Origin of the sequence: Luteibacter sp. NPDC031894, from assembly GCF_050273135.1 — a bacterium.
GTDB lineage: Bacteria > Pseudomonadota > Gammaproteobacteria > Xanthomonadales > Rhodanobacteraceae > Luteibacter.
This window is the reverse complement of the sequence record NZ_JBNNMV010000003.1, coordinates 64,557-87,976: the sequence shown is the minus strand read 5'-3', so window position 1 is coordinate 87,976 and position 23,420 is coordinate 64,557. Positions and strand designations below refer to the sequence as shown.

Sequence of the window (23,420 nt, the reverse complement as noted above, 5' to 3'; positions counted from 1 at the left end):
AGGGCCGCCGGCTCAAGCCTGGGACGGGCTTCCCGCCACCTTCCGTCGCGCCCTGCCATTCGACCAATGGCTAATACGGGAAAGCCCCCGCGGTCATTGACCCCCAACGCGGCGGGGACGACCCTTGGAGCATCCGCGAGGGGAGTTCCCACCATGCACAGCGCCATTCCGAAACCCAGCCCGGCCGGAAAGATCCTCTGGGCCGCCATCGCCATCGTCGGGGCCTGGTGCCTCGGCGTCATCGCGTTGCGACGGGGCGAGCCGATCAACGCCATCTGGCTGGTCACCGCCTCCATTGCCGTTTTCCTCATCGGCTACCGCTTCTACAGCCGGATGATCGCCAACCGCGTGCTCCAGCTCGACCCCTCGCGCGCCACGCCATCGGTCCTGCATAACGACGGACTGGATTACGTGCCCACCGACCGCTGGGTCGTGTTCGGCCATCATTTCGCCGCCATCGCGGGCGCGGGTCCGCTCGTCGGCCCCGTCCTCGCCGCCCAGATGGGCTACCTGCCGGGGACCCTCTGGATCCTCGTCGGCGTCGTGTTCGCCGGTGCCGTGCAGGACTTCATGATCCTGGGTCTCTCCCTGCGGCGCGATGGCCGGTCGCTCGGCCACATGCTGCGCGAGGAGCTGGGCGAGGTCCCCGGCGTGATCGCCATGGTGGGCGTCCTGGTCCTGATGATGATCGTGCTGGCCGTGCTGGCGCTGGTCGTGGTCAAGGCGCTCACGCATAGCCCGTGGGGCACCTTCACGGTGGCCGCGACGATTCCCATCGCGCTGCTGATGGGCGTGTACCTGCGCTTCATCCGGCCGGGCCGCATTCTCGAGGTCTCGATCATCGGCCTCGTGCTCCTGCTTGCCTCGATCTGGTACGGCAAAACCGTCAACGACACGCCGGCCCTGGCCGCGCTGTTCGATTTCGACGCCAAGGCACTGGCCTGGCTGCTGATCGGCTACGGCTTCTTCGCCTCCGTCCTGCCGGTGTGGCTGCTGCTCGCGCCGCGCGACTACCTGTCCACCTTCCTGAAGATCGGCACGATCGCCCTGCTCGCCCTGGCGATCTTCCTCGCCGCCCCGACGCTGCAGATGCCGGCGGTCACGAAGTTCATCGACGGCACGGGGCCGGTTTTCGCGGGCAACCTGTTCCCGTTCCTGTTCATTACCATCGCGTGCGGTGCCGTCTCCGGCTGGCACTCGATCATCGCGTCGGGCACGACGCCCAAGCTGCTCGCCAACGAGGGCGAGGCGCGCCTGGTCGGCTACGGCGGCATGCTCATGGAAGCCTTCGTCGCCATCATGGCGTTGATTGCCGCCGCGTCGCTCCACCCGGGCGTGTACTTCGCCATGAATTCGCCGGGGGCCCTGGTCGGTACCACGGCCGAGCAGGCCGCGCAGACGATCAGCACCTGGGGCTTCATGGTCACACCCGCCGAGCTGACCGACACGGCCCGGAACATCGGCGAAGGCACCATCCTCGGCCGCGCCGGTGGCGCTCCGACCCTTGCGGTCGGCATGGCGCAGCTGCTCCACGGGATCATGCCTGGCGAAGGCATGATGGCCCTCTGGTACCACTACGCCATCCTGTTCGAAGCCCTGTTCATCCTGACCACGGTCGACGCGGGCACGCGCGTGGGCCGCTTCATGATCCAGGAACTGGCCGGCATGGCCTGGGCGCCGCTGAAACAGACGGCGTCGTGGACGGGCAATATCGTTGCCACGGTCATTTGCGTGGGCTTGTGGGGGTACTTCCTCTACCAGGGCGCGGTCGATCCGCTGGGCGGCATCAACACCCTCTGGCCGCTGTTCGGCATCGCCAACCAGATGCTCGCCGCGATCGCACTGATGCTCGCTACCGTGGTGACGGTGAAGCTGAAGCGCGAGCGCTACGTGCTGGTGCCGGCGGTGCCCGCCTGCTGGCTGGTGATCTGCACTTTGACCGCGGGCTGGCAGAAGATCTTCGACGACAAGATCAGCTTCACGGCCGCGGCCCAGAAGTACGCCAACGCGATGGCCTCGAACACCGTGCTCGCGCCAGCCAAGAACATGGAGGAGATGCAACGGATCGTCACCAACAACTACGTGGACATGGGCCTGACCGCGCTGTTCATGCTGCTGGTGCTGACGATGCTGTTCTTCTCGCTCCGCTCCATCGTCCGCGCGTGGCGCGCCACGCACCCGACCGCGCACGAAGAACCGTACGTCGCGCTGTCGAGCGTGGCGCCGTAAGGAGACGGGCATGGAGACGAACGCACCCGCGGCACCTCGCTCGCTCTGGCAATGGGCGGTGCAAACCGCCCGCCTTTGCTGCGGCGTACCCGACTACGACGTGTACGTGAAGCACCTGCGCGAACACCACCCGGAGCGGCCGGTACCGAGCTACGGAGAGTTCTTCCGCGAACGGCAGGAAGCACGGTATCGCGGCACGGGCGGGCGTTGTTGCTGAGGGCGCCCGACCGACCGTTCAGCGCCTGCGGGCTTTGCGCATGTTGGCGCGGGAGTCCGCGATCATCGTATGCATGGCCGCCGCGGCCTCGTTGGGGCGGCGGCGGCGGATGGCTTCGTAGACGGCGCGGTGGTGCGGCAGCGAATACTTGAAGTTCTTCGCCGTCCGCGCCGACATCACGAAGAAGGTCGCCAGCGCGGTTTCGATCACCGAGAACAGCGAACTGAGGAGTTCGTTGTTCGTCGCCATCAGAACGGCCTCGTGGAAGCGCAGGTCGGCCTCGGCCCAATCGTCCAGGTCCTTCGCGTCCTCCATCGCCTGCAGCGCCTCGCCGATCGCCTCCAGCTGCGCCGGATCGCGACGACGGGCCGCGGCCATGACCGCGGCGGGCTCCACGATCTCGCGCATCTCGACCAGCTTGTCCACGAAGTCGTCCGTGGGCATGGAAGCACAACGCCAGCCCAGCACGTCCGCGTCCAGGTGGTTCCAGTAGCGGTGCTCGCGCACTCGCATGCCGGTCTTCTGTCGCGTTTCGATGAGGCCCTTCGCCGCCAGCACCTTCAGCGCCTCGCGTAGCACGGTGCGACTGACCGCCATCTGGCACGCGAGCTGCGCCTCTCCCGGCAGGGGATCGCCGGGTTGGAACACGCCGCCGACGATGGACTCGCCGAGATCCTCGATGACCTGCATGTGCAGGTTTTTCGCACCGCCCGTTTTCGACGCCATGGCACTCCTCCCCCACGATTCCCGACCGCCATCGTAGCGGAGGACGCGCATGGGCATTGACGCGGCGCAGCTTGTCATTTGTCCAACAAATGTGATGTGGTCGCGTGATTCAACCGAGCGGAGATACCGTAATGAAGATCGGGACGAGCCTGGCGGCCGCCATCCTGCTGGCCACCAGCGTGGGGGCCAACGCGGGCGAAGCATCGAAGGCCTCGTTCGGCCGCACACCGGATGGCAAGGACGTCACGCTGGTGACGCTCAGCAACGGCCACGGCATGACGGCGAAGGTCCTGACACTGGGTGCGGCGCTCTACGCCCTCGAGGTGCCCGACCGGAACGGCAAGCCAGGCGACATCGTGCTCGGCTACCCGGACCTCAAGGGCACGTTCGCCAAGCCCCAGTATTTCGGCGACACCGTTGGCCGCTACGCCAACCGCATCGCCAAGGGCCGTTTCACGCTGGACGGCAAGGCTTATACAGTCCCCGTGAACGATGGGCCCAACTCGCTGCACGGCGGCAAGGTCGGCTTCGACAAGGTGCTGTGGACGATCGACAAGGTGGAATCCGGTGCCCGGCCGAGCGTGACCCTCAGCTACGTCAGCCCCGACGGCGACCAGGGTTACCCCGGCACGGTCACCACAAAAGCCACGTATTCGATCGACGACAAGAACGAGCTCACGATCGAATACACCGCCACGACCGACGCGCCGACCATCGTAAACGTCACCAACCATACCTACTGGAACCTCGCCGGCGAGGGATCGGGCAGCGTCATGGACCAGCGCCTGATGATCGCCGGCGACGCCTATCTGCCGACGGACGCCACCGCCATTCCCACGGGTGAAATCCGCAGCGTGGCTGGCAGCGACTTCGATTTCCGCAAGCCGAAGGCCATCGGTCGCGACATCCGCGACGCGAAGGAACAGCAACTCGTCTTCGGTCGCGGTTACGACCACAACTGGGTCATCTCGCGGAAGGAAGCGGCGCAGCCGCGCGAAGTGGCGAGGGTGAGCGATCCGAAGAGCGGCCGCGTGCTATCCCTTTGGTCGGCCCAGCCCGGGCTGCAGTTCTATTCCGGCAACTTCCTCGACGGCACCACCTCCGGGAAGTCCGGCGGCGTCTATCGCCAGGGCGACGCCTTCGCACTGGAGCCGCAGCTGTTCCCGGATACGCCCAACCAGCCCGCCTTCGGCTCCGCCCGCCTGGCGCCGGGTCAGACCTACCGGAACGTGATGATCTACAAGTTCTCGGTGAGTCGATAGGAGCGTAACGATCGGAGCCGCTTCAGCGGCGATGCAAGCACCCATCGCCGACAGGGTCGGCTCCCACCAAGCCGACGCTTCACACCTCGTGGTGCAGTGCTTCCGCCGGCTTCTTGCGGCGGAAGCGCGGGGCGAGTTCCACCATGTACATCGCGGCCAGCACCAGCGCGCCGCCGCCGAGCATGCGTCCGGTCAGCGCATCCACGCCGAGCAGCACCGCGAAGCCGGCGGCGAACACCGGCTCGGTGGTCATCACGATCGCCGCACGGGTGGCCGGCATGTGGGTCTGCGCCCAGGTTTGCACGAGCATCGACAGCGCCCCGGCGACCAGGGCCATGTAAAGCACGACCACCCATGCCTTGCCATCCGGCGGCAGCGACGGGCCGCCGTGCGGCAGCGTGATGGCGAAGCAGACGGCGGCAATGCCGACGATCTGGATGGCCGACATGCCGAACGCGTCGCCCGCCTTCGACCAATGCCCCAGTCCCACGATGTGCAGGGCATACAAGGCCGCCGAGGCCAGGGTCAACAGCACGCCTGCATCCACCTCGAAGCCATTGAGCGCAAGCACACCAAGGCCCAGCGCGGAAAGCAGCACGGCGAGCCAGGTCGTCCACGGCATGCGCTGGCGAAACAGCAGCAGCGAAAGGATCGGCGTGAACACGACGTACATGCCCGTGACGAAACCGCTCACGCTAGGCGAGGTGCGGGCGAGGCCTTCGGTCTGGAGCCACTGCGCCACGCCGTAGAGCACGCCGAGCGCAAGCCCGCGCAGCATCTGCGCACGTCCCAGTCGCCACAGCGGAAGCGCGAAAAGGACGACCATGGCGGCCGCGGCGATGACGAAGCGCACGGCGAGGAAGTCCACCACCGGCATCCGGCCGACGACGTCCTTGATGAGGACGAAGGTGGAGCCCCAGATGGCGGTGACCGCCAGAAGCCCGAGCGTGGCGAGGCCGGCACCGCGCGTCGCCCCGGTCACCGGCGCTTCCGCAGGATCTGCCCGGGAACCCTCAGGAGGAAATGCGCCCAGATACCGAGCCAGACGAGCGCTCGCACGAGTGGATTGCGCGCGGCGGGATCGTGCCGGCGAAACCACAGGTACATGCTGCGGTGCTTGTGCCGGCTGACGAACACCGGCCGGTGGCGACTCGACCCGCCCTTGCCGTGCAGGACACGCACGTCGCCGGCGAGGAGCACCTTATAGCCCGCGTCGCGCGCGCGGCGACACAGGTCCATGTCTTCGCAATGGAGGAAAAAGGTCTCGTCGAAGCCGTGCAGGCGTTCGAAGACCTCGCGCGGCATGAGGACGATGGCGCCCGAAACGATCTCGACCTCCTCGGCGCCGTCCGGCATGGGGCCATGGATATCGATACCCGCGTCGCCACCGCGCCCCAGCTTGGTGGCGAGGGAGCGGCGCAGCAGGGGATCGCGCCGGCGCGATGCGGGGTCGGGACGGCCGTCGGGGTCGCAGACCACGGCACCGACCATGCCCGTGTGGACGTCGATGTGCGCCGCCATGCGCCGGATGGTATCGGGCTCGACGAGGCAATCCGGGTTGAGCACGAGCAGCCGCGCGCCGCGCGCTTGCGCCGCCCCGCGATTCACGGCGGGACCGAAGCCGAGGTTGGCGCGGTTGTAGACGATGCGTACGCGATCATCGTCCGCGTAAGCGCGGTCGAGCGACTCGGGCACGCCATCGGTGGAACCGTTGTCGACGACGATCAACTCGACCGGCACGTCGCTCGCGAGCGCGTGCTCGATGCACTCCCGCGTAAACGGACCGCTGTCCGCGAGGACGATGACGATACTGGTGAGGGGGACGGCGTCCATCCGAGGGTGACCGGTCTCAGCCCACCCACACGCGCGCGTTGCGGAACATGCGCATCCACGGCGAATCCTCGCCCCACTGCTCCGGGTGCCAGCTTAGCTGCGCGCTGCGGAACACGCGCTCCGGGTGCGGCATCATGATCGTGACGCGACCGTCGGCGGCGGTGAAGGCCGCCAGGCCGCCCGGGGAACCGTTCGGGTTCAGCGGGTAGCTCTCGGTGGGCTTGCCGCGGTTGTCGACGAAGCGCGCTGCCGCATGGCTCTTCGACGGACTGCACACCATCGGGAAGTGCACCCTGCCCTCGCCGTGCGCCACCGCCACCGGAATGCGCGAGCCGGCCATGCCGCGGAAGAAGATGCTGCCCGAATCGAGGATCTCCAGCGTGGCGAGGCGTGCCTCGTACTGCTCCGACTGGTTGCGCAGGAACTGCGGCCAGTGCTTCGCATCGGGAATGATGTCCTTCAGCCCCGACATCATCTGGCAGCCGTTGCAGACGCCGAGGGCGAAACGCGTGCCATCTTCGAAGAAGCGCGCGAACTGCTCGCGCAGCGCATCGTTGTAGAGGATCGAGGTGGCCCAGCCACGGCCTGCGCCGAGCACGTCGCCGTAGGAGAAACCGCCGCAAGCGGCGAGGCCGATGAAGTCCTTCAGGTGGTGCCTGCCGGTCGCGAGATCGGTCATGTGCACGTCGACCGCGTCGAAACCGGCGCGGCTGAAAGCAGCGGCCATTTCCACCTGGCCGTTGACGCCCTGCTCGCGCAGGATCGCCACGCGCGGACGGGCACCGGTGCCGATGTACGGCGCGGCGATGTCGTCGGTCGGATCGAAGACGAGCTTCGGCGTGATGCCAGGATCGGCGTCGTCGAGGCGCCACTCGTTTTCCTGGTCGGCGCTATGCGGGTTGTCGCGCAGGCGCTGCATCGCGTAGCTCGTTTCGTTCCAGGCGCGGAACAACTCCGTCCAGTTCCACTTGAACGCGGTTTCGCCATTGAGATGGAGCTTGATGCCGAGCTTTTCCTTCGGGCGACCCACGTTGTGCGTCATGCCCGCGAGGTTGTGCTTGACCAGCAATTGTTCGAACGCCTCCCGGTTGGCCGAGGCCACCTGCACGACGGCACCGAGTTCCTCGTTGAACAGCGCACGCAACGTGGCGTCGGCCCAGCCGTCGAGGCGCAGTTCGAGGCCACAGTGGCCCGCGAAGGCCATCTCCAGCAGCGTGACGATGGCGCCGCCGTCGGAGCGGTCGTGGTACGCGAGGAGCAGGCCCGCGCGGTTCGCTTCCTGGATCAACTCGAACATCGCGCGCAGGCGCTTCGGGTCGTCCAGGTCGGGCGGCACGCCGCCACCGCGGTTGAATACCTGGGTGAGCGCCGAGCCACCGAGACGGTCGCGGCCGGCGCCGATATCGATCAGCCAAAGGTCGGTATCGCCACGGTCGAGCTTCAGCTGCGGCGTGAGCGTGCGGCGCACGTCGTCGACGCGCGCGAAGCCGGTGATCACCAGCGACACGGGCGATACGGTCTTCTGCGCCTTGCCGTTGTCGTCGGTCCAAACCGTCTGCATGGACAGCGAGTCCTTGCCGACCGGAATGGCGATATCGAGGGACGGGCACAGCTCCATGCCGACGGCCTTCACGGCGTCGAACAGCGCGGCGTCCTCGCCCGGATGGTTCACGGCGGCCATCCAGTTCGCGGACAGACGCACCTCGTCGAGTTTCATCGACGCCGCGGCGAGGTTGGTGATCGCCTCGCCGACGGCCATGCGCGCGGCATCGGCGCTGGAGAGCAGCGCCACCGGAGCACGCTCGGCCATCGCCATCGCTTCGCCGGCATAGCCTTCGAAGTCCGTCATCGTGACCGCCACGTCGGCGACCGGCACCTGCCACGGGCCGACCATGGGATCGCGCGCGTTGAGTCCGCCGACCGTACGATCGCCGATGGTGATGAGGAAGTTCTTGCTGCCCACCGCGGGCAGGCGCAGCACGCGCATGAGCGCCTCGTCCATGCCGATGCCGGTAAGGTCGGCGACGAGGTCCACGCGAGGCTTCACCCGCTTCGCGTCGCGATGCATGCGCGGCGGCTTGCCGAACAGCACGTCCATGCGCAGGTCGATCACCGTGGTGTCGCTGCGCGGATCGTGCACGATGAGGCGCGGCTCCTCGGTGGCCTCGCCGACGACGGCGAAGGGGCAACGCTCGCGGGCGCAGAAGGCCTCGAACAGCGCGAGGTCTTCGCTACCGATGGCGAGGACGTAGCGCTCCTGCGATTCGTTGCTCCACACCTGCATCGGCGACAGGTTCGGGTCGTCCGTGGGCAGCTTGGAAAGGTCGATGACGCCGCCGACGCCCGCGTCGTTGAGGATCTCGGGAATGGCGTTGGACACGCCGCCCGCGCCGACGTCGTGGATGCTGACGATGGGGTTGGCATCGCCGCGCGCCCAGCACGCGTCGATCACCTGTTGGCAGCGGCGCTCCATTTCCGGGTTGTCGCGCTGCACGGAAGCGAAATCGAGCTCCGCGCTCGACGTGCCGGACGCCACCGACGAGGCGGCACCGCCGCCGAGGCCGATGAGCATGGCGGGGCCACCGAGCACGATCACCTTGTCGCCGGGCCGGACCTTGCGCTTCAGCACGTGGTCCGGACGGATCGCGGCGAGGCCACCGGCGATCATGATCGGCTTGTCGTAGCCGCGGCGCACGCCTTTCTCGCCGGTCTCCTGCTCGAACGTGCGGAAATAACCGCCGAGGGCCGGACGGCCGAATTCGTTGTTGAACGCGGCGGCACCGAGCGGGCCGTCACGCATGATCTCGAAAGCCGACGCCATCCGCGGCGGGAGCGGGCGTTCCTTCTCCCACGGACGCGGCAGGCCCGGAATGCGCAGGTGCGACACGGAGAAGCCAGTGAGACCGGCCTTCGGCTTGCCGCCGCGCCCCGTCGCGCCTTCGTCGCGGATTTCGCCGCCGGCGCCGGTGGCCGCGCCCGGCCACGGCGCGATCGCCGTCGGGTGGTTGTGCGTCTCGACCTTGATCGCGTACGGCGCGGCTTCGGCGACCGTGCGGAACACGCCGTCCTCGGCGCTGACGAACAGGCGCTTGCCTTCGTAACCCTCGATGACCGCGGCATTGTCGTGGTATGCCGACAGCGTATGCGCCGGCGACTGCTGGTGCGTGTTCTTGATCATGCCGAACAGCGACGATTCCTGCGACGCACCGTCGAGCGTCCAGGTCGCGTTGAACACCTTGTGCCGGCAATGCTCGGAATTCGCCTGCGCGAACATCATCAGTTCGGCGTCGGTGGGCGCGCGGCCCATTTCAGCGTAGCGCGTGGCCAGGTAATCGATCTCGTCGTCGGCGAGCGCCAGCCCGAGTTCGGCGTTGGCGGCGGACAGCGCGGCGCGCGGATCGTCGCCGAGTTCGATGCGGCCGAGCGGGCCGGGTTCGCCGGCGAGGAAGAGGCCATGGGCCTGTTCGAGCGACTCCAGCGGCGACTGCACCATGGGATCGCAGAAGGCGGCCATCACGGCGGCATGCGCCGGATGGTCCACCGCTGGCATGCCGGTGACGCGCCAGGCGGTGCCGCGCTCGACGCGGCGCACATCGAAGCCCGCGCCATGCAGGATGTCGGTGGCCTTGCTCGACCACGGCGAGATCGTCCCCAGGCGCGGCACGATCCAGAACGTCGCCTCCTCGGACGAGCCGCTTTTCGCTTCCAGCACGGCCTGCAGGCGCGCACGCGCGTCGCCTTCCGGCACGACGTCGGCGTCGACGAAATAGGTGAACCAGGCGGCCTGCACCCGCGTCCCGTGATGCAGGGCATCCAGGTGGGCGTTCAGTCGTTCGAGGCGAAACGGCGAGAGGGCGCTCTGCCCGTCGAGTGCGATCATGCGGGGGAAAAGGCGCTGAAGGAAAACGCCTATTCTACATGATGTTGCGAGGCAGCATCCGGGGCCGGACTACCCCCCGCGACCCACGGTGCCCGCCGGGGCCTCCAGGGCCTGCAGCAACTGGGCCGGGGTGACGTAACCACCGACCACGTCGCCGTTCTCGGTGACGATGGTGGGGGTGCCGTTCACGCCCAGGCGCTCGCCCAGCTCGAAATCGTCCTTCACGGGGTTCGCGCAGGTGGCCGCCTTGGGGGTAGCGCCCTTCATGGCCTCGTTGAAGGCGTTCTTGCGGTCAGCGCTGCACCAGACCGAAACGGCCTTGGTGTACGACGGCGTGTCGTTGCCGGCCGTGGTCTTGAGGCCCTCGCGCGGCCAGAACACGTATTCGACGGCGATGCCCTGCTTGTTGAACTCGTCGATGTGCGCGTGCAGCTGACGGCAGAAGCCGCAGTCGACGTCCGTGAAGACGGTGACGGTGTGCTTCGGGTTCGCCGGCGCGTAGATCAGCCGCTGCGAGGCCGGCACCTTGGCCAGGGCGGCCTTGCGGGTCGCCGCCCAGCTGGCGGCGCTGAGGTCCGTCTTGCCCTTGAGGTCGATCAGGTTGCCGTTGAGCATGTAGCGGCCGTCGGCGCTCACGTAGACCATCCGCCCGGAAGCCACTACCTGGTAGAAACCAGGCATCGGCGCCGGGGAGATGCTGTCGACCTTGATGCCCGGGCCGAGGGCTTCGACGGCGTCGCGCACGGCTTTCTCGTTATCGGCCGCGCAGGCCGTCACGGCGAACGCGCCAGCCAGGATCGCCGGCAGGATTTTCTTCAACATCGGTACGACTCCATGTGTCACCGGGGGATGGCGGGAATCGCTTGGAACGCGATCCTCGCCGTCGGTTCGGTTCCCCCGATTGTGGCATGCCTCAGCCCCGCGGGTGGTGCTGCGCGTGAAGCCGCTTCAGGCCTTCTTTCGCGACGAGCGTATAGATTTGCGTGGTGCTCAGGGCGCTATGCCCCAGCAGCATCTGCAGGGCGCGCAGGTCGGCGCCGTGGTTGAGCAGATGGGTGGCGAACGAATGCCGCAGTACATGCGGCGAGACACGGGTCGCCGGGATGCCGACCTGCATGGCGTACCGCTTCACCAGCGTCCAGAACATCTGCCGCGTCATGGCGTCGCCGCGTCGGGACAGGAAGAGCGCGGTCGGCTGCCCGTGCCCCTGGGCGAGCAGCGGGCGCGCCTCGCGAAGGTACGCCTCGACATGGGCCAGCGCTTCCTCGCCCACCGGCACCAGGCGATCCTTGCCACCCTTGCCGGTGACGCGCAGCACGCCCTGGCGCGTGTTCAGGCCCGCCAATGGGAGATCCACCAGTTCGGAAACCCGCAGGCCGGACGAGTACATCAATTCGAGCATGGCGCGATCGCGCATCCCGAGAGGCGTGGCGGTGTCGGGAGCGACGATCAACGCCTCGATCTCGCGCTCCGCGAGTGCCTTGGGCAGGCTGCGCGGCATGCGTGGACGCTGCATCAGCAAGGTCGGGTCCTCGCGCTTGCCCTCGTCGCGCGCGAGCTGCGCATAGAAGCGCCGGAAGGCCGACTGCCGGCGTGCCATGCTGCGCACCGACACGGGCTGGCTTCCGTGGTACGCGGAAAGATCGTCGCGCGCCGCCGTGGCAAGCGTCTTCCCGCGCGTGCCGAGCCAGCGCGCAAGCTGCTGCAGGTCGCGGCGGTAGGCTTCGAGCGTGCGGTCGGCCAGGCCATCCTCGGCCCAGACGCGCTCGATGAAGCGTTCGATCAGGCGCGTGTCGTCGGTGGATGCGGTATCGGACATGGAGGCGATGGTCGCATGTCCGCCCCACGATGCGCTGCCACGGACCATAATGTTCCGATGCCCCCGCCAGACGAGTTCGCATGAGCACAGCCGTATCGCCCGCGCCGGCATGGCGCCGTCTTGCCGCCATCGTCTATGACGTCCTGGCCGTGGTCGCCATCGTGATGGTCGTGGGCCTGCTCGCGCAGTTCGCCACCGGCGGCTCGCTGTTCGATGCGCAGGGACACTTGCTGGCCTGGTGGTACCAGCCGCTGCAAGGGCTGGTGGTGGGTGCCTATTTCATCGTGTCCTGGGTACGCGGCGGGCAGACCCTCGGCATGCGGCCGTGGCGCATCCGGGTTACCGATGCCGAGGGCATGCCCGTCACATGGCGGCGCGGATGCGTGCGCCTCGCGGTGGCCGCACTGCCACTCCTGCTGCTGACCATCTATCCCCTGACGACGTTGAAGATCGCGCTATCGGCGCCGGTCGTCGGATGGCTGGTGGTGCTGCTGCCCGCGTTCTTCGACACGCGGCGCAGGGCACTGCACGACATGGTCGCCGGGACGGAGATCCGCCGGCTGGCCTAGCCCGATCAATGGGTGAACTGGTCGCTGGCCGGGACCCAGGAGCCTGACGTGGGCGACGGGGCCGGCACGTTGATCTTGATCGAGGCGTCGCAGCCTGCCGGCAACGGGCCGCCCGTGACGCGTGCCGTGGCGCAGAGGGCGGTGTTATCGAGGGCCACCGGCGCGGCCGCCACGGTGGTGCTGTTCGCCGGTGGCAGGTTCTCCGCGAGCGGCTTCGCCGGTGCCATCGTCTGCAGTTTCGCCAGTTCTTCCTGGCTCGCCGGTTTCGTCTGATCCGCGCCGGTGCAGCCGAAGGTGAACAGGGACACGGCCTTCATCGCCCCGCCCTTGTCCCCGGCATTACCCGGGCCGGCCACGCAGTCGAGGCGGATGCCACGCGGCAGGGAAATGGTGCTCCGTACCGTTGTCGCCTCGACGCCCTGGCGAATCGCCGTATCCACCGACGACTCCCCCTTCGGTGTCCACGCGCCTTCGAAACGGGTGGCCTTGTAATCGATGTGCACGCGCGACCCGGACTGCGGCACGAGGTTTCCTCGCGGCTTCAGTTCCACGTACGCGCCGCCGACCTGCCCAGTCTTGTCGCCTTGGCCGCCGACGACGCCATCGTCGCGCTGCGACGTGCCGTTTGCGCCGGTGAGGCGCTGGCCCTCGTCCACGCCCCTGGCGGCGCCTGGCTTGCCGGTCTCGGCCGCGGCACCTGGCGTGTTCGAACCGGAGGCAGCGGCCGTCGTCTGGCCAGGCACGATGGGCTCGGCCGGCGGACCGTTTGCCTCTCCGGACGCGCGCTCGGCCTCCGCCTTGCCCTGCTCCGCCGCGTTCTGCGCCGTCGACTGGCCGGCGGCGATGTCGCCAGGAGCTTGTCCCGATGGCGCCGGCGCGATGTCGATGCCCGCCACCGGCCGCTGCAGTTCCCCCGGCGTGACCGTGGGCGCCTGCACCGTGGGCCGCACGTCGGCGGCGACAGGCGCGGAAACCGCCGGTCGCGCGGTCGCGTCCGGCAGCGGCACCGCCTCGAGGTCCGCCGTGGCGTCGATGGCCGGCGCGCGCACGGGCTCGACCGATACCTTCGGCGGAACCGGGCGAGTGTCCAGGGCGAGGTCGGGCTTCGGTCCCGTCGGCTCGGGCGCCACCGCGGGTAGCGGCGTGTCCTGTGGCGTCGGCGGCGCGGACGACGCCTCGACCTCCGGGCGCGGCACCGTCGCGAGCATGATCGCCGTCGTCGGCACGGGCGCGGTACGTTCCGCCGTGATCGTGGGCGGCGTCGGTGTGATCGCCATCTGCGCCGCCGGCGTCTCCGGCAGCGCCAGCGAGGCCGGCGGCGGCATGGGCGCGGAGCCTTCCACCTGCGCCTTGCGCACGGGTTCGGGCTGGAAGCGCGGCGGAACGACCTGTGGCTTGGGCGTATCCACGGCGAGGTCCGGCGGTGCCTGCGTCGGCACGGGCACTTTTTCCAGCTCCGGCTGCGGCGGCGGCGCCTTCGGCTGGGTCAACGGACGCTCGGGCACGGCAACCACGCTGGGCGGCGGGGCGCTGAGCTTAACGTCGGGTTTCACCTGCGGAGGCTGCGCGGCGGGCACGGCGATCGCGGGAAGCGGCTTGGCAGCGGAAGCCACGGCGGCGGCACGCGAGCCGCTGGAGGCCCGGCTCGCCTTCGATCGCACGGTGTTCCAGCGTGTCTTGGCGACGGGCGCCTTCGACGGCGTGCCGCGCACGGGCGGAACGGGCGGCGGCGGCTTGTCGATGAGCCGGACCAGCAGGGCGTTCTCGTCCGGCTGCTCGGGAGGCGGCGGCAGGATGTCGTACGCCGGCCCAAGGATCATGCCGAACAGGAACACCAGATGGACGAGGATGGTCCCGACCCAGCCGAAGACGCGGAGCAGGCGATCTCGCGGCTTCTCGCGCAGGCGGCGCCGATAAACCAGCGCGCGCATCGCCGCCTCCCGTGGCGAGACGGGCAGCGCATTCGCAGCGATCGCACGATCGCTGTCCGGTAGGAACGTCTTGGGCATCGATCGCTAGTGTCCACGCTGCGGCGGCGTCACACAATCGCCGCGCGCGGAGTGGAGATCACCCGCCCGTGCGCCGCGCGCGCTCGGCGTTCTCCTGGTCCATCGCCTTCAGCGGAATGTCGGACGCGCAGCCCTGCGGCAAGGGCTTGTCCGCGCGGAATGCGGCGATGCATTCCGCTTCGGTCGGCGGCGCCGGCTGGTCCGGAAGGTCTTTCACCGCCGGATTCGCCGGAGCCATGTTGAGGCGCACGTCGCCGTCTTTCTTCGATGCCTTCGAGGGATCCTCGCCCCCGCAACCCACGGGAAGCACGAAGAAGACGGTGGCGCATTTCACCCGCACGCCGTGTCCCAGGTCGATGGTCTTCTTCACCGTGGTGGTTTCGATCGCGCGGCGCAGTCCCTTGTTCAGGAGGTTCTCGTCGCGCGGCGCCCAGTCCTTCTCGAAACGCGTCTGTTTATAGGTCACCGTCGTCTTGTGCGACATGATCCCGCTGTCGTCGGTCGGCTTGCGCGGCACGAAGTCGGCCTGCGTCGTCGACCCCTGGCCCTGCTTCGGCATGACGATGCTGCCGTCGGTACCGAAGAGGACCGGCCGCGGCTGCGCGTCGGGCGCGGGCGCGGCGTCCTGGGTGGGCGCGGCGGGCGCTTCCTCCTTCGGCTTCCTGGGGCGCGGCGGCTCTGGCCGCGTCGCTTCGGGCGAACGCACCTTGGGAGGCGGCTCCACGGCGGGGGGTGGCACGTCGGCCACCGGGGGCGCGGGACGCGCCGGTTCGATGAAACGCACTTCGAGCACGTCGTCGCGATCGACCGGCGGCACGTAGCCGACGGGCGTCCGCGGCTGCATCTCGTAGCGGACCACCAGCACCAGGAAGACGTGCAGGATGAGGGCGGCCACCATGGCCAGCACGCGGAGCACCCGCTCGCGCGGGGGCGGGCGCCGGCCGATGGCATGCAAGGCGGCCAACGTGGCCGCGTCGATCGGAAGGAGTCCGCGCGGGCGCGGCGAGTCCTCCGGCTCCAGCCGGTGGGGCTCGACGAACGGCGGTGGCGCCTTGCCGGGATATTGCACGCTGCGTAAGTCCTGTGGGCCGGACGGGAAAAGTCGAACAGCTTAGCGGCGATCCGCTAAACCCAGCGTAAGCCCCGGCCCTGTGACCGTGCGTGGGCCAGAAGATTCCCCGCCCCTTGATTCCGGCGGCCGGAAGGAGAAGGCTTGGGGCGGGCCCAGCCCAAACCCACCGCCATGACCGTCCGGACACCGGACGACCGTGACGGCCCGCATCTTTACGCCGGGGAACCATCCCCCAACTGAAGGAGGGTCGCATCGTGTCGCCATCCACGGAACGCATCCGCAGCCTGGCCCTCGCCGGCCACGCCGGAGCCGGCAAGACCACCTTGTTCGAAGCCCTGCTCCACGCAGGCGGCGCACTGACCGGCATCGGCAGCGTCGAACGCGGCAGTACCGTCTCGGATTCCGATCCCATGGAGAAGGCGCGCGGCCACTCCATCGACGCCTCGATCGCTTCCATCGAGCGCAACGGCTACCGCATCCACCTCCTCGACACGCCGGGATACGCGGACTTCCGCGGACCCGCGCTTGCCGCGCTCGCCGCCGCGGACACGGTGGCGATCGTGGTCAACGCCGCCAACGGCATCGAGCACGGCACGCGCAGCCTGATGGCGCATGCGAAGGAACGCGCCCTCGCCCGCATGATCGTCGTCAATCGCATCGACGCCGACGGCGTGGACCTGCCCGCGCTCGTGGACGAGTTGCGCGACGAGTTCGGCAGTGAATGCCTGCCGCTCAACCTGCCCGCGTCGAAGGGGCATTCCGTGCGCGACGCCTTCTTCCAGACGGCGGGCGACACGGACTTCTCCTCGCCGGGGGAGGCCCACCAGCGCATCATCGACCAGGTCGTGGAGATCGACGACGAAGTGATGGAGCACTACCTCGAGGCCGGCGAGTCGGCCCTCACGCCCACGGAGGTCCGCGATGCGCTGGAGCACTGCCTGCGCGATGGCCACCTCGTGCCGATCGTCTTCACCAGCGCACGCGAAGGCGTCGGCGTGAGCGAATTGCTCGACCTCGTCGAGCGCATCCTTCCGTGTCCTCGCGAGACGAATCCGCCGCCATTCCGCGACGGCGACGGCGCACCCTTCCCGGTCACCGCGGACGCGGACAAACACGTCGTCGCCGACGTGTTCAAGATCGTGAACGATCCTTTCGTCGGGAAGCTGGGCGTGTTCCGCGTGTGGCAGGGCACCGTGCGCAAGGATTCACAGCTCCTCGTCGACGACGGACGCAAGCCGTTCAAGGTCGCCCACCTGTTCCGGCTGAAGGGGCGCGAGCACGTGGAGGTGGACGAAGCCTTGCCCGGCGACATCGCCGCCGTCGCCAAGATCGACGACATCCACTTCGACGCCGTGCTGCACGACGCCGTCGACGAAGGCCGCATCCACCTCGAGCCGGCGGCCTTCCCCGCGCCCATGTACGGCCTGGCGGTCGAGCCAGCGCACAAGGGCCAGGAGCAGAAACTGTCGCAAGCGCTATGCAAGCTCGCCGAGGAAGACCCGTGTTTCCGCGTCGAGCACCACAAGGAGTTGAACGAGACCGTGGTGCGAGGCCTCTCGGACCTGCACCTGAAGCTCATGCTGGAGCGGATGAAATCGCGCTACGACGTCGACGTGATCACCCACCCGCCGCGCATCGCCTATCGCGAGACGATCGGGGCCGGCGCGGAAGGCCACCACCGGCACAAGAAGCAGACCGGGGGTGCCGGTCAGTTCGGGGAAGTGTTCCTGCGGGTGGAACCGCTGGCGCGAGGGACAGGCTTCGTTTTCGACGACGAAACCAAGGGTGGCGTCATCCCGGGACAGTTCATGCCAGCGATCGAGAAGGGCGTCCGCCAGGCACTCGATGGCGGCGCGATCGCCGGCTATCCGATCCAGGACGTGCGCGTGATCGTATACGACGGGAAGCACCATCCCGTGGACTCGAAGGAGGTCGCCTTCATCAGCGCGGGCCGCAAGGCCTTCCTCGACGCCATCTCTCGTGCGCGGCCACAGGTGCTGGAGCCTGTCGTGGACCTCGAGGTGTCCATCCCCGACCACTACGTGGGCGACGTCACCGGAGGCCTCGCCTCGAAGCGCGCGCAGATCATGGGCACCGATTCACTGCGCGGCGGCGAGACGCTGATCAAGGCCCGCGTGCCGCTGGCGGAACTGATCGATTATCCGACGCAACTGAAGGCGATGACGGGAGGGCTCGGCCGCTACGCGATGGAGTTCAGCCACTACGACCCGGTGCCTCCCGGCGTGCAGAAGAAGCTTTCGGAGGCGTGGAAGCCGAGGGTGGAAGAGGACTGACGGGCCAGTCGAGCGAATCAGTCGGCCTTCTTGCGCTTCGGCTTGAGCATCGTGCCGATGCACTTCGGCGAGCCGCAGCGGCAGGCCCAGATCTTCTTCAGGCGCGCCGTGTGCGGCATGTCGAGCGTGATGCCGTAGTCGTAAACGAGCTCCTCGCCCGGCGCGATGTCGCGGATCGCCTCGATCAGCACGCGGTCGTGCTTCGACGGCTTGCCTTCCACGGCTTCCTCGATCAACGCCTGGCAGTTGGGATCGCAGCCATGGTTGATCCAGCGGGCCACATTGCCGTGGCTGTTGCCGTCGACGATGTAACGCTCGTTGAGCGTGAACAGGAAGGTGTGGCCCGTTTCGCCGCCATCGCCATACCGCTTGTCGGCCTGGGCATGGGTGATCCTGTCGCCCTTGTATTCGATGACTTCCTCGCCGGCCTTGATCGGGGCGGTGGCGAAGACGCCATTTCCGTGGATGGGCGAACGTCGTGCGGCGATGCGTCGGGTCATGGCAAGTCGGATGCAGGGAATAATCGCCGATGATGCCTGCTCGCCCGCCGCTTGGGAACCGCGTTTGAAACGCATGGGTCGCGCGCGTGGCCCGACGGGCGCTACCATCGAACGACTGTTCGACCTCAACCGGAAGCCCTTGGGAATGACGCCGATCGTCCGCCATCCGTTCGTCCGTGCCGCGATCCTTTCCGGCCTGGCCCTGCTCGCCGCCTGTGGGCCGGCGAAGAAAAGCGTCTTCCCGCCGACGGTGACCTTGCAGGAAGTCGCGGCGAAGCCGGGCGGGCCGTGGCACATCACCCTGCGGATCCGCAACAACAGCTATGGCGGCATGGCTTTCGAGACCTTCCAGGGCACGCTGCGCGTGGGCGACCTGCCTGGCGTGTTGCTCGACGCGAAGGTCGACCAGGACATTCCGTCCTTCGCGGCGGATGTCGCCACGATCGACCTGTTGCCGACGGCCGAGATGGCGAAGGCTCTCGCGGCACTCGCCACCAAGGGCAGCGCGGGCGCCCTGCCCTACAGCATCGACGGACGGATCACCGCCACGCCGGAGAAGGAAAAGGAATCGCACGCTTATCCCGTGCGCGGGAAGAGCTGGCTCTCGCCCGTGCCCGGCATTCCCGACACCTATCGCTCGCCTTGAACCCATCCGCGCCACCCCGGCCGCACAGGACTCCCATGACGCTCTACAAAGCCCCGCTCGACGACATGCGCTTCGCGCTCTACGACGTGCTCGGCGCCGAAGCCGTGCTTGCCCGGCTGGAAGGCGGCGACGCCCATACGCGCGACCTCATCGACGCCGTGCTCGACGAAGCCGCCCGCTTCAACGAACAGGTGCTGGCCCCGTTGAACGCGTCCGGCGATGCGGAAGGCTGCCACTACGACAAGGCCACCGCGGCGGTCACCACGCCCGCCGGCTTCAAGGAGGCCTACCGCCAGTATGCCGAGGGTGGCTGGGCGGGGCTCACGGCGCGCGAGGCGTTCGGTGGCCAGGGCCTGCCGACGGTCCTGGGCGCGCTGACCAAGGAGATGATCGATTCGGCCAACCTCGCCTGGGGCATCTACCCGCTGCTGTCGCACGGCGCGACCGATGCGCTGGAGCACCACGGCGACGAATGGCAAAAAGAAGTCTTCCTGAAACCCCTCGTCGAGGGACGCTGGACAGGCACGATGTGCCTCACCGAACCCCAGGCCGGCTCCGACCTGGGCCTGCTGAAGACGCGGGCCGAACCGAACGCGGACGGAAGCTATCGCGTCACCGGCACGAAGATCTTCATCAGCGCCGGTGAGCACGATTTCGCCGAGAACATCGTGCACCTGGTCCTTGCCCGGTTGCCCGACGCGCCGGCGGGCAGCCGCGGCATCTCGATGCTGGTGGTGCCGAAGTTCCGCGTAGGGAAGGACGGCGCCATGGGCGAACGCAACGCCGTCGCCGCCGGCGCCATCGAACACAAGATGGGCATCAAGGGCTCGGCCACCTGCGTCATGAATTTCGACGACGCCGAGGGCTGGCTGATCGGTCCCCCGCACAAGGGCCTGATGGCGATGTTCACCATGATGAACGCGGCGCGCCTTGCCGTCGGCATCCAGGGACTCGCGGTATCGGAGCGCGCACTCCAGAACAGCCTGAACTACGCACGCGAGCGCCTGCAGATGCGCGCGCTCTCGGGGCCGAAAGTACCGGAGAAACCGGCCGACCCTCTGACCGTCCATCCCGACGTGAGACGGATGCTGCTGACCCAGCGCGCGTTCGTCGAAGGTGGCCGGTTGCTCGCGGCCTACGCTGCGCTGCAGGGCGACATCGAGGCGCGCGCCACCGATCCGCAGGAGCGCAAGACCGCCGGCGAATTGCTCTCGTTCCTCATTCCCATCGCCAAGGGCCTGCTCACCGAGGCGGCGCAGGAATGCACGAAGGAAGCCCTGCAGATTTTCGGCGGCCACGGCTACATCGCCGAGCACGGCATGGAACAATTCGTCCGCGACGCGCGGATCATCACGCTCTATGAAGGCACCACGCAGATCCAGGCGCTGGACCTGCTCGGCCGCAAGATCATGCAGTTGCAGGGTGCCGGGCTGAAGCACTTCCTCGGCGAAATCTCCGCGTTCTGCCAGGCCAACCAGGCCAACGACGCGGTCAAGGCGTTCATCGGTCCGCTGGCCGTCGCGGCCAAGACCTGGGGCGACCTGACCCAGGCCGTCGCACAGTCCGCGCAGGCCAACCCGGAAGAACTGGGCGCCGCGGCCGTGGATTACCTGTACTTCTCGGGCTACGTCACGCTGGCCTATTTCTGGGCCCGCAGCGTCCTGGCCGCGGAAACCGCGCGCCTCGCCCCCGAGCGGCGCCAGGCGAAGCGGGACACGGCCAGCTTCTACTTCGCTCGCATCCTGCCGCGCATCCACGTGCACAAGGCGGCGATCGAGGCCGGCGTGGCGACTTTGCCGGACGTGCTCTAAGCGCGCCGCGCCCGGAAGGGTGCGCGCCGCTTCGGCGGCGCCGCGAGCACCCCATCGCCGACAGGGTCGGCTCCCACCAGGCCGGCACGTTGCAACGTCTCCCTGGCTCGGTGGGAGCCGACCCTGTCGGCGATGGGTGCTTGCGGGCACGATGGCCCACTGCCGCGCATTCGCCGCTGAAGCGGCTCCTGCATGTAGCGCACCTACGACAAACGTGGGACTTTCCCCAGCTTCCGTGAAGGTGTAGAAAAAAGGTTCTGCCCGGACCTTCCACCGAGACGGTGCCCGATACGATGAGTGATTCCCCGTTCCTGATCCGTCTCGCCAAGAGCGACGACGACGAATTCATCCTCGGCCTGCTCAACCGTTTCGTCGACTTTCCGTTACCGAACGGGCGCACACGCAGCGACTGCCTCAAGGGCATCGAGGCCGACCTCGTGAGGCACCTCGACGAGCAACCCTCGAACAGCTACATCTTCGTCGCGGAAAACGAGGATGGGGATCCGGTGGGATTCGTCCACCTGCAGAAGACCAAGGACTTCTTCACCCATCGCGACAACTGCCACATATCGGATATCGCGGTGGCAGAAGAATACGAGGGCGCAGGTGCGGGCAAATTCCTGCTCGACCACGCGTACACATGGGCCAAGGAGCACCGTTGCCAGTTCGTCACGCTGGCGGTGTTCCCCGGCAACGAGCGCGCCCGCGACATGTACGTGAAGCACGGCTTCGACACCGATTTGATGCGCCTGGCCAAACCCGTGAAGTAGCAGCGCGCTTCCCACAAAAGAAGGTTCCACAAAAAAAAAGAGGCCGCCCCCGGGAGGGGCGGCCTCTTTACGACAGCGGAAATCCCTCAGGACTTCGCGGTCGCCGTTTCCTGCTGCTCGCGCGCATCGAGGCGAGCCGCCATGCGGTCGATGTTCGACAGCGAGACGAGGTGGGCGTAGATCCAGCCGAGGGCACCTTCGCGCAGGAATTCCTGGGCGGTCTTCTCGTCGAGGGCGCGCAGCTTTTCCTCGTTGATCACGAAGAGGCCGTTGAGGTTGATGCCCTTGCCTTCCTTCTGCAGGGTGATGGTGCGCGGCTCGAGCAGGTCGTGCTCGCGCAGCTTGCCCATGAACCACTGCGTGCGGGCGACGTGGTCCTGGAATTCACCGAGGAAGTTCACGGCGTTCGTGAGAGCCGGCGCATCGGTGCCGTCTTCATTGAACAGGCGCTCGCCTTCCTCGTTGTTGAAGCCTTCATAGGCTTCGTCGAGGAACACGGTGAAGTCGTCGCCCTCGGCGCCGGCCGGCTTCTCGGCCAGCACGAACGGATAGCGGCGAACGAAAGCCGGGATGTAGATACCCTGCTCCCAGAAACCGTTGTCGCCGACCAGCAGGTTTTCGCCCTGGCGCAGACCGAGGAGGGCCATCGGACCGGCTTCCTCCATCGAGTTGCCGGCGAACAGGATCGGGAAGTCGCGCGCGGCGGGGGCGAACTCAACGCCCGTCAGCGGCACGGAGTGCGCGGCGGCGGCGAAACGGATGTTGTTCACGGCCTTGAGACGCAGGTCGCGGTGGGCGGTGCGGTTCAGCGGAACCGGACGCTCGTAGAAAAGCACTTCTGCCACTGTGTAACCCTCATGGACCCGTCGGACCTGGGAAGCCACCCCGGCCCCCCTTCCAAACCCGCCGGGCTCGAATGCGAACCCCCACTATAGCAGTAGAAAATGACAGGGTAGCCCCGCAAGAAGCGTACCGGACGAATGCTTTTCCTTCGCGATAATCGGCTATGCTCGGGCGGAAGCCCCTCGTGGGCCTTGGATCGGTACGCCGATCCGCACGGAGTTCGGCTTGCTGGAACGCTCTTTCGCTTATGTGAAGGACGAGACCCGATGACGATGGAAGTGCTCCAAGAAGACCTGCCGAGGGTGGCCGCGTTGCATGCGACGCGGGTGCTTTCCCTCGATGCGGCGGGCCGTATCCTGGACTGGATCAGTTGGCAGGACGCGGTCTGCCTCTATGTGCGCGGGGTGGTCGCCTGGACCCTCGGCGATCCCTGCGTCACCGTCCGCGGCGGCACCAGCCGGGCCAGCGGACAGCGCAGCAGTCTCGAGCTGCACCCCATCGTGGCCAGCACCGGCCATTGCCGCGAACATGCCATCGACCCGGCCCCGGCCCTCACCAACACTGCCCTGTTCGCCCGCGACCGGCATATCTGCCTGTATTGCGGCCACCAGTACACCCGCCACGAACTCACGCGCGATCACGTCGTGCCGCTGTCCAAGCGGGGCGCCGACGAGTGGGAAAACGTGGTCAGCGCTTGCCTGGCCTGCAACCTGCGCAAGAGTAACCGGACGCCGCAGCAGGCCAACATGCCCCTCCTGGCCGTGCCCTACCGGCCGAGCTGGGTGGAGCACCTGATCCTGTCCAACCGCAACATTTTGGCCGACCAGATGGAATTCCTGGTGAGCCACCTGCCGAGGGACCGGCGGCCGGGTTAAGGTATCCGGCGCGGCTCCCACACGTCGGTTGCGTTTGGCATTTTGGCGATCTGCCCCTCGCCGTT

The 23,420-nt window shown here is 67.8% G+C and carries 19 protein-coding genes; 9 read left to right on the top strand and 10 right to left on the bottom strand.

Annotated elements, in window-relative coordinates; genetic code table 11:
• The first annotated feature begins 153 nt into the window (after positions 1–153).
• On the top strand, positions 154–2,229 hold the full coding sequence (locus ACQKIE_RS10295; protein WP_427458657.1) for a carbon starvation CstA family protein: 2,076 nt from the start codon (positions 154–156) through the stop codon (positions 2,227–2,229).
• Between the two features lie 10 nt (positions 2,230–2,239).
• A complete protein-coding gene (locus tag ACQKIE_RS10290) occupies positions 2,240–2,446 on the top strand; it encodes a YbdD/YjiX family protein (protein WP_427458655.1) in 207 nt (68 codons plus the stop codon).
• A gap of 18 nt (positions 2,447–2,464) precedes the next feature.
• On the opposite strand, the gene ACQKIE_RS10285 is transcribed toward ACQKIE_RS10290, so the two are convergent.
• Positions 2,465–3,172 carry a FadR/GntR family transcriptional regulator gene (locus ACQKIE_RS10285; RefSeq protein WP_427458653.1) on the bottom strand — a complete coding sequence of 236 codons (708 nt, stop codon included), beginning with the start codon at positions 3,170–3,172 and terminating at the stop codon, positions 2,465–2,467.
• Positions 3,173–3,303: 131 nt separating this feature from the next.
• Between ACQKIE_RS10285 and ACQKIE_RS10280 the strand changes: the two genes are divergently transcribed.
• The gene (locus ACQKIE_RS10280) at positions 3,304–4,434 is read left to right on the top strand and encodes an aldose epimerase family protein (protein WP_427458651.1); all 1,131 of its coding nucleotides are present in this window, start codon (positions 3,304–3,306) and stop codon (positions 4,432–4,434) included.
• 79 nt (positions 4,435–4,513) lie between these two features.
• Here ACQKIE_RS10280 and ACQKIE_RS10275 read toward each other — a convergent pair whose 3' ends face one another.
• The 5 genes from ACQKIE_RS10275 to xerD form a co-directional block, all read right to left on the bottom strand.
• A complete protein-coding gene (locus ACQKIE_RS10275) occupies positions 4,514–5,416 on the bottom strand; it encodes a DMT family transporter (RefSeq protein ID WP_427458648.1) in 903 nt (300 codons plus the stop codon).
• The gene (locus ACQKIE_RS10270) at positions 5,413–6,267 is read right to left on the bottom strand and encodes a glycosyltransferase family 2 protein (RefSeq protein WP_427458646.1); all 855 of its coding nucleotides are present in this window, start codon (positions 6,265–6,267) and stop codon (positions 5,413–5,415) included. Before ACQKIE_RS10270 ends, ACQKIE_RS10275 begins: the two co-directional genes overlap by 4 nt.
• Positions 6,268–6,283: 16 nt before the next feature.
• A complete protein-coding gene (gene purL, locus ACQKIE_RS10265; protein ID WP_427458643.1) occupies positions 6,284–10,147 on the bottom strand; it encodes a phosphoribosylformylglycinamidine synthase in 3,864 nt (1,287 codons plus the stop codon).
• 69 nt (positions 10,148–10,216) lie between these two features.
• On the bottom strand, positions 10,217–10,969 hold the full coding sequence (locus ACQKIE_RS10260) for a DsbC family protein (RefSeq protein WP_427458641.1): 753 nt from the start codon (positions 10,967–10,969) through the stop codon (positions 10,217–10,219).
• A gap of 91 nt (positions 10,970–11,060) precedes the next feature.
• Positions 11,061–12,014: a site-specific tyrosine recombinase XerD gene (gene xerD, locus ACQKIE_RS10255; protein ID WP_427458639.1), complete on the bottom strand. Its 954-nt coding sequence runs from the start codon at positions 12,012–12,014 to the stop codon at positions 11,061–11,063.
• Positions 12,015–12,046: 32 nt separating this feature from the next.
• Between xerD and ACQKIE_RS10250 the strand changes: the two genes are divergently transcribed.
• Positions 12,047–12,535: an RDD family protein gene (locus tag ACQKIE_RS10250; RefSeq protein ID WP_427458636.1), complete on the top strand. Its 489-nt coding sequence runs from the start codon at positions 12,047–12,049 to the stop codon at positions 12,533–12,535.
• A gap of 5 nt (positions 12,536–12,540) precedes the next feature.
• On the opposite strand, the gene ACQKIE_RS10245 is transcribed toward ACQKIE_RS10250, so the two are convergent.
• Together ACQKIE_RS10245 and ACQKIE_RS10240 are read right to left on the bottom strand one after the other, a co-directional pair.
• Positions 12,541–14,544, bottom strand: a complete 2,004-nt coding sequence (locus ACQKIE_RS10245) for a hypothetical protein (RefSeq protein WP_427458634.1) — start codon at positions 14,542–14,544, stop codon at positions 12,541–12,543.
• 58 nt (positions 14,545–14,602) lie between these two features.
• Complete coding sequence (locus ACQKIE_RS10240) at positions 14,603–15,613, bottom strand: hypothetical protein (RefSeq protein WP_427458632.1); 1,011 nt, start codon at positions 15,611–15,613, stop codon at positions 14,603–14,605.
• 257 nt (positions 15,614–15,870) lie between these two features.
• Between ACQKIE_RS10240 and fusA the strand changes: the two genes are divergently transcribed.
• On the top strand, positions 15,871–17,910 hold the full coding sequence (fusA, locus tag ACQKIE_RS10235) for an elongation factor G (protein WP_427458630.1): 2,040 nt from the start codon (positions 15,871–15,873) through the stop codon (positions 17,908–17,910).
• A gap of 17 nt (positions 17,911–17,927) precedes the next feature.
• Here fusA and ACQKIE_RS10230 read toward each other — a convergent pair whose 3' ends face one another.
• A complete protein-coding gene (locus tag ACQKIE_RS10230) occupies positions 17,928–18,410 on the bottom strand; it encodes an SET domain-containing protein (protein WP_427458628.1) in 483 nt (160 codons plus the stop codon).
• Between the two features lie 145 nt (positions 18,411–18,555).
• Between ACQKIE_RS10230 and ACQKIE_RS10225 the strand changes: the two genes are divergently transcribed.
• From ACQKIE_RS10225 to ACQKIE_RS10215, 3 genes are all read left to right on the top strand, one after another.
• On the top strand, positions 18,556–19,056 hold the full coding sequence (locus tag ACQKIE_RS10225) for a hypothetical protein (RefSeq protein ID WP_427458626.1): 501 nt from the start codon (positions 18,556–18,558) through the stop codon (positions 19,054–19,056).
• Between the two features lie 35 nt (positions 19,057–19,091).
• Complete coding sequence (locus ACQKIE_RS10220) at positions 19,092–20,867, top strand: acyl-CoA dehydrogenase C-terminal domain-containing protein (RefSeq protein WP_427458624.1); 1,776 nt, start codon at positions 19,092–19,094, stop codon at positions 20,865–20,867.
• A gap of 293 nt (positions 20,868–21,160) precedes the next feature.
• Positions 21,161–21,637, top strand: a complete 477-nt coding sequence (locus tag ACQKIE_RS10215; protein WP_427458622.1) for a GNAT family N-acetyltransferase — start codon at positions 21,161–21,163, stop codon at positions 21,635–21,637.
• Between the two features lie 86 nt (positions 21,638–21,723).
• Here the strand turns inward: ACQKIE_RS10215 and ACQKIE_RS10210 are convergent, their stop codons facing one another.
• Positions 21,724–22,482, bottom strand: a complete 759-nt coding sequence (locus tag ACQKIE_RS10210) for a SapC family protein (protein WP_427458620.1) — start codon at positions 22,480–22,482, stop codon at positions 21,724–21,726.
• A 270-nt stretch (positions 22,483–22,752) separates the two neighbouring features.
• On the opposite strand from ACQKIE_RS10210, the gene ACQKIE_RS10205 reads away from it, so the two are divergent.
• Positions 22,753–23,355, top strand: a complete 603-nt coding sequence (locus tag ACQKIE_RS10205) for an HNH endonuclease (RefSeq protein ID WP_427458618.1) — start codon at positions 22,753–22,755, stop codon at positions 23,353–23,355.
• Positions 23,356–23,420 lie beyond the last annotated feature (65 nt).

Bases quoted from the DNA above. Each gene is read 5' to 3' on its own strand.
- ACQKIE_RS10230 (WP_427458628.1), bottom strand. From the start codon at position 18,410: ATGACCCGACGCATCGCCGCACGACGTTCGCCCATCCACGGAAATGGC.
- ACQKIE_RS10215 (WP_427458622.1), top strand. From the start codon at position 21,161: ATGAGTGATTCCCCGTTCCTGATCCGTCTCGCCAAGAGCGACGACGAC.
- ACQKIE_RS10285 (WP_427458653.1), bottom strand. From the start codon at position 3,172: ATGGCGTCGAAAACGGGCGGTGCGAAAAACCTGCACATGCAGGTCATC.
- xerD (WP_427458639.1), bottom strand. From the start codon at position 12,014: ATGGTCCGTGGCAGCGCATCGTGGGGCGGACATGCGACCATCGCCTCC.
- ACQKIE_RS10245 (WP_427458634.1), bottom strand. From the start codon at position 14,544: ATGCCCAAGACGTTCCTACCGGACAGCGATCGTGCGATCGCTGCGAAT.
- ACQKIE_RS10290 (WP_427458655.1), top strand. From the start codon at position 2,240: ATGGAGACGAACGCACCCGCGGCACCTCGCTCGCTCTGGCAATGGGCG.
- ACQKIE_RS10250 (WP_427458636.1), top strand. From the start codon at position 12,047: ATGAGCACAGCCGTATCGCCCGCGCCGGCATGGCGCCGTCTTGCCGCC.
- ACQKIE_RS10295 (WP_427458657.1), top strand. From the start codon at position 154: ATGCACAGCGCCATTCCGAAACCCAGCCCGGCCGGAAAGATCCTCTGG.
- ACQKIE_RS10280 (WP_427458651.1), top strand. From the start codon at position 3,304: ATGAAGATCGGGACGAGCCTGGCGGCCGCCATCCTGCTGGCCACCAGC.
- ACQKIE_RS10220 (WP_427458624.1), top strand. From the start codon at position 19,092: ATGACGCTCTACAAAGCCCCGCTCGACGACATGCGCTTCGCGCTCTAC.
- ACQKIE_RS10205 (WP_427458618.1), top strand. From the start codon at position 22,753: ATGGAAGTGCTCCAAGAAGACCTGCCGAGGGTGGCCGCGTTGCATGCG.
- ACQKIE_RS10225 (WP_427458626.1), top strand. From the start codon at position 18,556: ATGACGCCGATCGTCCGCCATCCGTTCGTCCGTGCCGCGATCCTTTCC.
- ACQKIE_RS10270 (WP_427458646.1), bottom strand. From the start codon at position 6,267: ATGGACGCCGTCCCCCTCACCAGTATCGTCATCGTCCTCGCGGACAGC.
- purL (WP_427458643.1), bottom strand. From the start codon at position 10,147: ATGATCGCACTCGACGGGCAGAGCGCCCTCTCGCCGTTTCGCCTCGAA.
- ACQKIE_RS10260 (WP_427458641.1), bottom strand. From the start codon at position 10,969: ATGTTGAAGAAAATCCTGCCGGCGATCCTGGCTGGCGCGTTCGCCGTG.